General features: G+C 49.4%; 9 protein-coding genes. 5 read left to right on the plus strand and 4 right to left on the minus strand.

Translation table 11 applies throughout. The features are described 5' to 3' along the window. Positions 1-19 precede the first annotated feature (19 nt). The gene (gene ppc, locus ACXAGC_RS18410) at positions 20-2,644 is read left to right on the plus strand and encodes a phosphoenolpyruvate carboxylase (RefSeq protein WP_474846151.1); all 2,625 of its coding nucleotides are present in this window, start codon (positions 20-22) and stop codon (positions 2,642-2,644) included. Positions 2,645-2,726: 82 nt separating this feature from the next. Here ppc and ACXAGC_RS18415 read toward each other — a convergent pair whose 3' ends face one another. The 3 genes from ACXAGC_RS18415 to ACXAGC_RS18425 are packed head-to-tail and all read right to left on the minus strand — an operon-like array spanning position 2,727 to position 5,843. Next, positions 2,727-4,133: a DUF2271 domain-containing protein gene (locus ACXAGC_RS18415; RefSeq protein ID WP_474846153.1), complete on the minus strand. Its 1,407-nt coding sequence runs from the start codon at positions 4,131-4,133 to the stop codon at positions 2,727-2,729. After that, a complete protein-coding gene (locus ACXAGC_RS18420) occupies positions 4,130-5,044 on the minus strand; it encodes a calcium-binding protein (RefSeq protein WP_474846155.1) in 915 nt (304 codons plus the stop codon). The genes ACXAGC_RS18415 and ACXAGC_RS18420 overlap by 4 nt, the downstream gene beginning before the upstream one ends. Positions 5,045-5,054: 10 nt before the next feature. Next, positions 5,055-5,843: a DUF4198 domain-containing protein gene (locus ACXAGC_RS18425; protein ID WP_474846157.1), complete on the minus strand. Its 789-nt coding sequence runs from the start codon at positions 5,841-5,843 to the stop codon at positions 5,055-5,057. A 195-nt stretch (positions 5,844-6,038) separates the two neighbouring features. On the opposite strand from ACXAGC_RS18425, the gene ACXAGC_RS18430 reads away from it, so the two are divergent. The 3 genes from ACXAGC_RS18430 to ACXAGC_RS18440 all read left to right on the plus strand — a co-directional run bounded on the left by ACXAGC_RS18430 (position 6,039) and on the right by ACXAGC_RS18440 (position 10,491). Continuing rightward, complete coding sequence (locus ACXAGC_RS18430; protein WP_474846159.1) at positions 6,039-8,414, plus strand: TonB-dependent hemoglobin/transferrin/lactoferrin family receptor; 2,376 nt, start codon at positions 6,039-6,041, stop codon at positions 8,412-8,414. A 142-nt stretch (positions 8,415-8,556) separates the two neighbouring features. Further along, positions 8,557-9,156, plus strand: coding sequence for a PepSY-associated TM helix domain-containing protein (locus tag ACXAGC_RS18435; protein WP_474846161.1), 600 nt, complete (start codon positions 8,557-8,559; stop codon positions 9,154-9,156). A gap of 12 nt (positions 9,157-9,168) precedes the next feature. After that, entirely contained in the window at positions 9,169-10,491 is a 1,323-nt protein-coding gene (locus ACXAGC_RS18440; RefSeq protein WP_474846163.1) for an NADPH cytochrome P450 oxidoreductase family protein, read from the plus strand. A 138-nt stretch (positions 10,492-10,629) separates the two neighbouring features. Here the strand turns inward: ACXAGC_RS18440 and mdh are convergent, their stop codons facing one another. Continuing rightward, on the minus strand, positions 10,630-11,568 hold the full coding sequence (gene mdh, locus ACXAGC_RS18445) for a malate dehydrogenase (protein ID WP_119502582.1): 939 nt from the start codon (positions 11,566-11,568) through the stop codon (positions 10,630-10,632). A 225-nt stretch (positions 11,569-11,793) separates the two neighbouring features. Here mdh and argR point away from each other — a divergent pair, with 225 nt between their 5' ends. Continuing rightward, positions 11,794-12,258, plus strand: a complete 465-nt coding sequence (argR, locus tag ACXAGC_RS18450) for a transcriptional regulator ArgR (RefSeq protein WP_119502583.1) — start codon at positions 11,794-11,796, stop codon at positions 12,256-12,258. Positions 12,259-12,415: the final 157 nt, after the last annotated feature.

Genomic DNA, 12,415 nt, shown 5'->3' on the forward strand with positions numbered 1-12,415 from the left:
TATACAGTAGGAGGATGCTATGCAATCACACTATGATGCCGAACTGAAAGACACAGTCCGGTACTTGGGAAAGGTCCTTGGCGAAACCATTAAAGCTGAACTAGGTCAGGAATGGTTAGACCGCATTGAGACCATCAGAAAAGATGGTCGTTCTTCATTTCAGGGCGATGCAACCCGTAGCGAAAATCTGAAAGAAATTTTCAAAAATCTGACGGATTCTGATCTTTTGACGGTCGGACGAGCTTTCGCACAGTTCCTGACACTGGGCAATATTGCCGAGCAGGAATACAACAGTGCAATGAGTGTTGATGCATCTATGGATGCATTGTTCAAACACCTCGATAAAGCTGATCTGTCAGTTGAAAACGTACAAAAAGCAGTGTCGAAGCTGAACATTGACCTGGTACTCACGGCTCACCCTACCGAAGTGACCCGCCGTACGTTAATCCATAAACAGAAAGAACTTGCCCAATGCCTGCAAAGCATTCACCAGGAATCTCTGGATGATCACGAGCGTACGCGTATTGAAACCCGTATCGCTGATCTGATTAGTCAGGCATGGCATACCGAAGAAATCCGTTCAGTTCGTCCGACACCTGTTGATGAAGCACGCTGGGGTTTCTCCGTCATTGAAAACTCTTTGTGGGAAGCCGTACCGGATTTCCTCCGTGACCTGGATGAGCGCTTAAAAGCCGATTACAACGTTAGTCTGCCGCTGGATGCAGCACCTGTGCACTTCAGTTCCTGGATGGGTGGTGACCGTGACGGTAACCCGTTTGTTACCGCAAAAGTGACTGAGCAGGTTCTGCTGCTGGCCCGTAAACGCGCCGCAAAACTGTTTGCCTCTGACCTCGACCGCTTACAGGTCGAACTGTCCATGTTCGATTGCAGCGCTGCCCTTCGTGAAGAAGTGGGCGAAGAAGCTAACGAACCATACCGCGCTCTGTTGCGTCCGCTGGTTCGCCGCTGTGGTGCTACCCGCGACGGTATTGCAGATTATCTGTCCGGCAAAAAAGTCGACCAGTCTGACTGGGTACAACATAACGATGAACTGCTGAAGCCTCTGTTACTGTGCTACGACTCACTGGTTGAGTGTGGCATGAGTGTAACCGCCAACGGTTTATTGCTTGATACCATCCGCCGGGTGAAATGTTTCGGTATTCACCTGCTGCAACTGGATGTGCGCCAGGACTCTGAGCGTCATGCTGATGTATTCAGTGAAATCACCCGCTATCTGGGTCTGGGTGACTACGCGCAGTGGAGCGAAGCTGACAAACAGGCATTCCTGTTACGCGAACTGAGCTCGAAGCGTCCGCTGTTTCCTGCCGAGTGGGATGCCTCTGCCGACGTTAAAGAAGTACTGGATACCTGTAAGGTTATTTCCCAGCACGGCAAGGAAGGTTTCGGCATTTATATCATTTCCATGGCCAGTGAACCGTCTGACGTTATGGCTGTGCAGTTGCTGCTTCAGGAAGCCGGTGTAGACTGGCCAATGCCGGTGGCTCCGTTGTTCGAAACGCTGGACGATCTGAACAACTCTCCTGCCGTCATGCGTAAGCTGCTGTCTATCGACTGGTACCGTGGCTATATCAAAGGCAAACAGTTTGTCATGATTGGCTACTCTGACTCAGCCAAAGATGCCGGCGCACTGGCAGCAGGCTGGGCACAGTACGAGTCTCAGGAAGCGCTGGTAAAAGTGGCGGACGAATTTGAAACCACACTGACCCTGTTCCACGGACGTGGCGGTACGATTGGTCGTGGTGGTCTGCCTGCACACGCAGCTATTCACTCTCAGCCTCCGGGCTCGTTAGACGGTGGCTTCCGTGTGACTGAACAGGGTGAAACCATCCGTTATAAGTTCGGTATGCCTAAACTGGCGAAGCAGAGTCTGGGCATTTACGCATCAGCCATTATTGAAGCGATGCTGTTCCCGCCACCGGAGCCAAAACCGGAATGGCGAGAGCTGATCACCAAGATGGCAGCAAATGGTCGCGATAACTATCGCGGTACCGTTCGTCAGGACAAAGACTTTGTGCCGTATTTCCGTGTTGCTACACCCGAACAGGAACTGGGTAAGTTACCTTTAGGTAGTCGTCCTTCCAAGCGTAAGCCGCAGGGCGGGATTGAAAGTTTGCGTGCGATCCCGTGGATTTTCGCCTGGGCGCAAACCCGTCTGGTTCTGCCGTCATGGCTTGGCGTAATGCGCGCCATAGATGCCGTTAAAGCGGATAGCGACCCGAAAGTGGTTGAGGAAATGTTCGCTGAATGGCCATTCTACCGTTCCCGTCTGTCTATGCTGGACATGGTATTCAACAAAGCCGATCCGCGAATCAGTGAAGCCTATGATGAGCGTCTGGTCCCTGCGGAACTGAAACACTTCGGTAAAGCACTGCGTGATGAGCTGCAGGAAAGTATTGACTCGCTGCTGAGTCTCACGGGCCAGGAAAGCATCATGGACAAAGATCCTATGGGTAAAGAGTCCATGAACATCCGCGCCGGTTACTTACAGCCTCTGCACTATCTGCAAATTGAGTTGCTGGAACGTATCCGTGCCGCCGGTGACGACGCGCAAAACCCTGTGCTGGAACGTGCCATGATGGTAACCATCGCAGGTATCGCAATCGGTATGCGGAACACCGGTTAATCCGCCGTCGGCGGTGCCAAATGCAAAAGCCGTCATTACGACGGCTTTTTTGCTTCTGTTGCGGCTTGTCCGCCACACACACTTACAACGATACGGTTATGTCACCAATCTCCCCTTTACCGGCTGTATGGAGGGGCTGCTTGATCAGGGCATCCAGGTCCAGCGGGATTTTCTGATAGTTACGACCGCCATCTTCTCTTGCAACTTCCACATTCAGCACAAGCTTCTTATCCGTTACCGGCCTTCCCTGTTCGTCAAATCCGTCCCAGTGTACGTGCAGAGGCTTGTTCTTGCGGGTCGCACCGGCAAAACCGTCAATGAAATCTTCATGTGTACGTCCAATTTTACGCCACCACACTCTTAATTCTGTCAGCCAGCGCTGGCTGTCTCCGCGAATTAATAAGCTTTTCACCAGCTGAGCATCTTCACCGGTAAGCCATACCGACGCATAGGGACCATGATAATTACTGACATTAAAACGGGGCAGCGTCACATCGATATCCAGCGCAGTCACACCGGCATCATCCTTCCCCCGCCAGAAGGCAAAGTAACCGTCTGACGTATTCACCCTGCCTTTCTTATCAGTGGTTTTTACCAGCACATCCTGTTTGTCGCTGAGTAAATCCTGCATCTGTGTCGTTGTGGTTATCACCGCCAGTTGAGCGGCCAGAGCCGCATCAAACACATTTTTCGCCACCACATGAGACGTTAAACCGGAGGAAGGCCAGCCATCACTGCTGTCCAGCACGCCGGCTTCCTTTGCTCCGGCAACAACCTTTCTCGTGACAGTATTTATGACCGTGCCGGAAAAGGGTTCGTTATGATCAGCCACAGGTTCACCAAATAGCATACGGTCCTGCGGCGACGCCCCGTAAAAGGACACTGTATCGTTCACCTGAACGGAAAACGCAGCCCCGGCACCGGCTTTCTCAGTGAGATAACCGGAAATCCGGTTAACCATCAGCGCATCACCAATAATGCCTGTGTTCCAGAATGGTCCGTCAGGCATAGCCTGCGGCATGGTAAGTTGTGCCGGCGCAGTTAATGACACTGCCGTAACTCTGGATGCTCTCGCCAGTTTCCGTGCATCCCGCCGTTCCAAAGACTCGTTCCCGGCAACATACTGCACCCAGTAACGGTACAGCGCACCATTACGGCAACTGACTTTCCCTTCAGTCAGTTGAAACCAGGCTTCACATTTCGCGATGCCCTCATACAACCAGGATGGCAATTCATGCGTTCCCCCGCGGGAGAGTTTAGTCAGTAAGCTGCCTTGCGGGTTTGTAGCCTCTGCTGTGTCGTGCACCAGTGCATTCAGCGCTTCCTGCTCAACACTTGCATGGCCACTTTCCATGATAACCGTGACGTCGTAACCGGGCTGCTGAATGTGGAAAGATTGCTTTGCCGGCTCAGGTTGAGCTGAACCGGCGGCCTGAACAGTTGCCGCTGTCCAGGCACTCAGAAGGCAGATAATGAAGCGACGTTTCATGGATTACTGACACTCGCAGTTTGCGTTGCCTTGTCGTCATTATCATTGCTTTCACGTTCAAATACCGGAGCCGGATCGTCGATGGTGATGAAACCATCACCGGTGGTATCGTAACGGCTGAAAGAACGGAAGCCGGACTGCATGTATTCGTTAAATGTCATATGCCCGCTTTCGTCTTTGTCCAGTACACCAAAACGCACGTAAGTTTGTTTTACCTGTCCCTCATAGGTTTTTTCATACTGCGCGTCCAGACGGTCTTCAAACTCCAGCACATATTCCTGCTCAGTCAGTACCTTATCGCCATTCTCGTCAGTGCGGGCAAATTGCTCATCTCTGACAGCCTGAAATTCAGCCTTATCGACTTTGCCGTCACCGTTGGTGTCATATAAATCCATGAAGCCTTTGATATTATGTGTGGTCGGCATCCGCAACATGGGGCGCTGCTCCAGCTTTGGCTTGTCATCACTGTCTGCACTGCGGCCTTCGCGTACCGGGTCAGGATCAGAGGCCAGGATCAGTCCGTCTTTATTCTGATCCATGAAGTCAAAGCCCCGCCCCCCCACTGCATCCATTTCAGCTTTGGTGATTTGTTTATCGTCATCTTTGTCTATGGCGTTGAAGCGAATATGTGTTTGTTTCACCGATGCTTTTCTGTCAGCCGCCATGCGTGTTTTCATATGACCTTCCCACTCGTAAACATACTCATCTTCTTCGATGGTACCGTTGTGGTTGGTATCCGTTGCGGCAAAACGCTGTCTGCGGGCATCAACAAATTCTTCCAGAGACAGCCTTTCGTTGCCATCCAGGTCGTAGGTTAAAATAATACCGCTGGCACTGTGAGGGGCGGCCAGTGAGCAGGTACTGGTAAGCAGGGTTAAAGCTGTAGCAATAAAAGAAATTCGTGTTTTCATGATGGGCTCCTTAAAAAGCTTCTAACGTTAACGTGGTTGTGTAGCTGTACAGCGGTACCGCTTCGCCTTCCGGCGCAGCTTCTTTCACGCGGACCTGCAGCAAGTACAATCCCTGTTTATCCAGGGTGGCCGATGCAACACCTTTTGAGTTGGTCGTTAACTTTTGAAAATCTGCTTCTTCGCTGAACTGATCATTGGCGAAATACACCGTTACCGTCTGCTCAGCCAGTGGTTTGCCTTCGTACTGCAGGGTGAATTCAAACCGGTCTCCCGCAAACAAACCATTAGGATGGGTCGCTGGCACAATCTCCAGTCCTTTACCCGTGCCGGCTAATACTTTTTCAGTAGGGCCTTTCTTCGTCACATAGGCAACCGCGCTGGTCACCGACTGAAAGTGCTCTGTCAACACAGCCCCTTCCGGTAAAGGTTCTTCATTTCCTCTCACCGAACCGCGCTCACCATTCAAATCGTAAACGCGAAAAATCGCCCCCAACCGCTTACCGGTGGAAAACTTATAGGTCCCTTCCTGTTCCAGTGTCTGTTCAAGGACATTACGGGTTTTCAGATTCACCACCGTCTCTACCGGTACGATACTGCCATCGGGTTGCTCAACCTCGAAAGGTGCATTACTGATGGCCACTTCGGGCACAAAAAACTGCTCTGCGAATGACGCATCCAGCGTCATCGAGTCACGGCTAACCGGCTCAAAACTAAGCGGTTTCAGGTAAGGAGTGTGGGCGTTCGCTATGGGTGCAAGCAACATCATTGTACTTGCCAGTGCTAAGGATTTTATTTTCATTTTTTAGTACTTAGGTTGTAAAAAGTTTCCCGATCTTATTGCAAATAGGAATAGTTATCAATATCATCCTCAATCAAATCTGAGCGGCGATAGTGTTAAACACCTTTTCTGCGCATCGCATAACTCTCCCTTTTTCGCCACTTAGATCTAAATACTAATTATTTGCACTTTTATTAATATTGCACGGAGCCACTCATGAACTTCAAACGGTCAGCCCTGTTTTTTGCAGTCACGGCGATCTTGTCTGGTAATGTTTTCGCACAAGAAAAAGAACAACTCGCCACAACCAAAGTACAGAGCGAAGACAGTAAAGAAATGACATCCACTGCGGTTACTCTGGATGCTAAAACGCTGGCAGAACAATCAATTACCAACATCGAAGATACCGCCCGCTATGAAGCCGGCGTTCAAATTAATGATTCGGGAAACCGCTTCGGTGATGACGGATTCAATATCCGCGGTCTGGAAGGCGATGCTGTTGCCGTAACCGTAGACGGTATCTCTCAGGGCGAAACTCTTAACCCGTCAAGCTTTGCGGCTTACGGCATGTTCGGTTCGAGTCGTGGTCAGGTAGAACTTGAACACGTTAAAACCGTAACAATTTCGAAAGGTGCAAGTGCTGTCGCAAACGGCTCAGGCGCACTGGCCGGGGCAGTAACCTATGTCACTAATGATGCCGCAGATTTTCTGCCTGTGTCCGGCGATGCAACCGGCGGCAGAGTCAAAACCGGTTTCGATTCACGTTCAAACGAATGGTTGATCAACGGCTCTGTTGCAAACCGTACCGGCAATTTTGAAAGCCTGTTGCAATACACCCGTCGTGACGGCAATGAAACGGAAGCCCACAGCAACGGTGCAGATATTTCCGGACCTGCACGTGGACAGGCCGATCCGATGGATAACACTTCAGATGCCGTGCTGCTGAAGCTGGCCTATAACTTATCTGAAGATGCACAAATTGGTGTGGTTTACGAAAAAACTGACCGCTCTTCAGATGGCACGCCGTTATCCCGTGAACCGGCTGAAGGTGAAACTGCCAGCTATTACAATTTCAGCAGTAATGACGAAAATAACCGTGAGCGCGCGGGTATTTTCTATAAACAGGACAATGCCGGTAACCTTTTCTTCGACAGCATTGAAGTGAAAGCAGATTATCAACAACTGTACACATCCGGCCTGACCTCTTTTCTTTACTCAAGCCAGGGTGCCGTGATCCTTCGTCAGGAAGATCGCAGCTTTGAACAGGATTCCACCAGTCTGAATATCGACCTTAAAAAGTCGGTTGAGGGAGATATCAACCATGACTTTGCTTATGGTGTGAATTATCAATCTGTGTCTGTAGAAAACATCATGTATGACCGCCGCTACGATGGTGAAACCACCAGCGACCCGGTACTGGATGGTTACCCTATTCTGGATCAGGGCTTTGTTCCTGCATCAGATAAACATGTCCTGTCTGTGTATGCTGCCGACACCATGGCACTGAACGAAGTAGTAAAACTGTATGTAGGTGCACGCTACGACAAAACAGACTATGAGCCGGAATTAAATGACAGTTTTTCCGATCCGCTGGGCCAGAGCGTTTCCGATGCACAATTTAACGCTCTAATCGGTGAAGTAGGATTAAGCTATGAATTCATACCCGGTCAGGAAATTCAGGCAAAAATCAGTCAGGGCTATAAAGCACCGACGCTGCAGGAACTCTATTTTGGTACTAACTCCGGCGAAGAAATTACGGATACAGTTACCGGCACGGTTTATCAGGACATTGACGAAATATCGAATCCGAACCTGGATGCGGAAAAGTCTGTTAACTATGAAATCAGCTACCTGGCTCAGTTCGAACGAGGCTTTATCAGCCTGAGCGCGTTCAGAACAAACTATACAAACCGCATCCAAAGCGAAACCTTTTCTACCCCTTACGATGCTGAAGTAAATATTGAGACCTGCAGTTACTACACCGGTACCTGTACAAGTGAAGTACTGACAGAAGACGTCTATACCCAGGCACAGAACTCCGGTGAAATAAAAGTTGAAGGGATTGAATTCAGTGCCTTTTATTTATTCACAGACAACATTACCGGTCGCCTGACGTATTCTGCCCTAGACGGTGAATACCTGTCTGAATACACGCCGGCCAGCGAAGATGATTTCGACTTCTACGATAAAGGAGATGATCTTGAGACTCTGGCACCTGACTCTGCGACGGTGAGCGTTGGTTACCTTTCAGACGAGCGCAACTGGGGTATTAAAGCCCACATGGTTTATTCAGCCGGAATGGATGAGTCTGATCAGAAGAGTTTCACCTCGCTGAACAACGGCAGTGGCCCTTTCTTCTACCCGCAAAGCTATACCGTGTTTGACCTCACAGGTTTCTATGCGATCACAGAAAACCTGACACTCACAGCGGCTATCTACAACCTGACAGATAAGGAGTTCTACAACTGGGGTGTTGTGGACAATCTTCGCTCAGGTAATGGTGGTTTCTTCTCAGGTGTCAGCGGTACCGGTTACCAGCGGTTCTCTGAACCGGGACGAAGCGCAAGTGCCTATATCACTTACACTTTCTGATAAGCAAATTACTCTGATATGACGATAACCGGCCTGCTATGCGGGCCGGCTTCACTTCAAAAAATAATAATTCCCATTATCATATCCCTATCCTGCTTTGAATTATGTTACAAAGCCTGTATTCCCGAATTAGAGTAACACTATGCGATTTTCCCTTGGCAGTGCCCGGCAATGGCACTGGATTTCAGCCGCCATCTGCATGATTGGCATGTTCATGTTCGCCATAACCGGTATCACGCTTAATCACGCGGCGGATATTGAAGTAGTCCCGCAGGTAAGAAATGTTGAGGCGGAATTACCGGATAATGTGCTGTCTGATATCAGTGAGTTGCCTGAAGGCTCTGTCGCTCTGCCCGCTTCATTAAGAAATTGGCTGGCTGACGCTCAGCGCATCACGCCGCCGTCAGATAAGGAAGGAGAATGGGATGGTGTTGAGCTGTATGTTTCGTGGCCCGGTCCCGGTCAGGATCACTGGTTGTCGGTGGATACCGAAATGGGTGAATTAGTGTACGAAGGCTCAGATCGCGGCTGGATAGCTTACTTTAACGATTTACATAAAGGCCGGAATACCGGCACAGCATGGCAATGGTTTATTGATATTTTTTCTGTGGTAGTGATTATTTTCACCGTCACCGGACTGCAATTACTGATAAAACAGGCGCCGCACAAAGCGTCAACCTGGCCGGTAACGGCTCTGGGTTTCCTCATCCCTGTTTTCATTATGCTGGTTTTTATTCATTAAGGTATTCTGGTTGTGACCGAGTTTGAACGACTACTGACGGGTCTTTTTATGGTAGCGGCCTACTCCCTCTGGGTTGGCTATCTGTTCTGGAAACACAAAGGGAAGCATTTGCTGAGGCAGCACTCTCAGGAAAGCAATATTCTTATTGCCTGGGCCAGCCAGACAGGCACCGCACAGGCACTGTCAGAAGCTTATGCTGCAAACCACAGAGACTTTAAACACGGTGTGCTGATGCCATTATCAGCCATCACACCGGAGCGTCTGAAAGAATTCGAAAGGGCTTTATTTGTAGTAAGTACTTACGGTCATGGTGAGCCGCCCGATAACGGACGTTCATTTTTCAAAGCCCTGAACCGCACCCGCAGGAACGAAATTGATTTATCTCATCTCGAGTATGAAGTCGTCGCGCTGGGAGACAGTAAATATCCGCATTTTTGTGCTTTCGGCGAACATATTGATAAACGGTTGAATGCATTGGGTGCCAGCCCCGTTGCACCACTGGTTAAGCTTGATCACAGTAAAGGTGAAGAGACTACCGCACTGGCACAATACTCATCTGCAAGTGTGGCTGCACCCGCGTATGAGGATTTCACGCTTATCCGCCGGCGACAACTCAACAGTGGTCCCCGTCACCCGCTTTTTGAAATCGATCTTTACGCCGGGCACAATGCTCAGCACTGGCAAGCCGGTGATATTCTTGATGTACTGCCCATGAATACATCAGAGGAAATCGCCCGCAGCTATACTATCGCCTCTGTAAGCAGCGAAAGTAACATCATTAAATTGATTGTAAGGCTGGCGATAAAAGAGGACGGCAGTCAGGGCCTGGCCTCAGGGTGGCTGACACAGCAGTTGAAGTTAAACGACACAGTTAAAGCTAAGTTGCATGTAAACCCCGCCTGCCACCTTACACTTAACAACAAACCACTACTTCTGATAGCTGCCGGCAGTGGACTGGCAGGTATCCGTGCTCAGTGGATGCAGGCAGCAGAACAGCAACATACAGCACCGGTTTACGTGTTATTCGGTGAACGCACACGGGAACATGATGACATCCTGTCAGAAGTTATTCCTGCACAGGCGCTGAACGCAGCCAATGTTAACGTGAAACGGGTATTCTCACGTTGTCCGGACCATCCCATGTATGTGCAACAAGCGCTGCAGCAAAGCGAAGAAGCGCTTCGTGATGTGGTAAACAATAACGGCCAGATATACGTTTGCGGCAGCTACGATGGTATGGGTGAAGGCGTACACCAAACATTAATCAGGATGCTCGGAGAGGAACAGGTGCAACAGTTAACCGACAGCCACCGTTATCACAGGGATGTGTATTAAGTCGCTCTGATATCGTTCAGGAGCGCTGTTATCGTTAAATCATCCTGTACTTTCAAACAATTCATTCTGTGCCTGAAATCAGGGCATAAAAAAACCGGCTTTTGAGAGCCGGTTTTTCAATACATTGTCGAAACGGGATTAGCCGTTTACGAATTCAACACCAATTTTGATGTCGCCACGCAGGCCTTCCAGCATGTCGTCTTTCGCTTTTTGTTCGAAAGCGCTCAGCTCGCCGTATGGCAGAATCTCTTCAACGCCGTTAGGACCTAAACGTACAGGGTGTGCGAAGAATGCCGCGTCATCGCTGTCGTCAGTTTGTACATAGGTGTACTCAACAACGTTTTCACCTTGCATTGCAGCAACCAGAGACAGACAGAAACGTGCTGCAGCCTGACCCATAGAAAGCGTCGCAGAACCGCCGCCAGCTTTCGCTTCAACAACCTCAGTACCTGCATTCTGGATGCGTGTAGTCAGGCTTGCTACTTCTTCGTCAGTGAAAGAAACACCTTCAACCTGGCTCAGCAGAGGCAGGATAGTCGTACCGGAGTGACCACCGATTACAGGAACATGTACGCTTGATACGTCCAGACCTTTCAGTTCAGACACGAAAGTCTCAGCACGGATCACATCCAGAGTAGTAACACCGAACAGCTTGTTCTTGTCGTAAACGCCTTTTGCTTTCAGCGTTTCAGCAGCGATAGCAACAGTAGTGTTTACAGGGTTAGTGATAATACCAACACAAGCAGAAGGACAGTTATCAGCAACACCTTCAATCAGGTTCTTAACGATACCGGCATTGATGTTGAACAGGTCAGAACGGTCCATACCAGGCTTACGCGGAACGCCGGCCGGAATAAGAACAACGTCACAACCGGTAAGCGCATCAGCCAGATCATCTTTACCATGACCGGTAACTTTCACCGCGGTGGGGATGTGGCTCAGGTCAACAGCAACACCAGGAACAACTGGCGCAACGTCATATAACGCTAATTCAGAACCTGCTGGCAATTGTGTTTTCAACAACAATGACAGCGCTTGACCAATACCACCGGCAGCACCTAACACGGCTACTTTCATACCATTTCTCCTATGGAATAGTTACTCGTCAAAAAAACGGAGCGTCACAGTAAATCAACGCGTAAAAAAACTCAATCACCCAATGGTCTTATGCATGCATAATGGGTATAAGCCGCAAGATTATGCAATAATTTGAATGGATATGCATAAATATTGCTTAAATGTGATGACTACGGCACAATAATAGCGGTTTGTACCCTTAAACACCAAATACGACAGGAAAATATGGCTAACGTAAAACAAGAAAAGATGATCAAAGCCTTCAAAGAGATCCTGAAAGCAGAAAGCTTCGGGTCTCAGGGTGAAATCGTTGAAGCACTGAAATCACAGGGTTTTGATAACATCAGCCAATCAAAAGTGTCCCGTATGCTGAGTAAATTCGGCGCGGTAAGAACGCGAAATGCCCGCGGTGATATGGTTTACTGTTTACCACCTGAACTTGGCATGCCTACGGCGAAAAGTCCGCTTAAACAGCTCGTGCTCGACATTGTACACAATAATGTGATGGTAATCATAAGAACCAGCCCCGGTGCCGCACAGCTTATCGCAAGATTGCTTGACTCTCTGAGTCAGAAAGACGGCGTGCTGGGTACCATTGCCGGTGATGATACGATTTTTATCGCCCCGGCTGACGTCACCCGTATCGAAGAAATTCGTCAGCGCGTAGAGAACCTGTTCGAAAACGTCTGACACAGTTGCTATTGCACAAAGCACCTTTTCAGGTGCTTTTTTTATTCCTTCAGCATTGTACCCCCTTTGTAAATGGCGCGTTCATTCACGGCAAAAACGCCGGTGAATGAGTAAATTCGTCCCGCTTTTTCGCTAATTTGCCTTCTCATAAAACCGC

The organism is Alteromonas sp. AWJ4_197, from assembly GCF_056160285.1.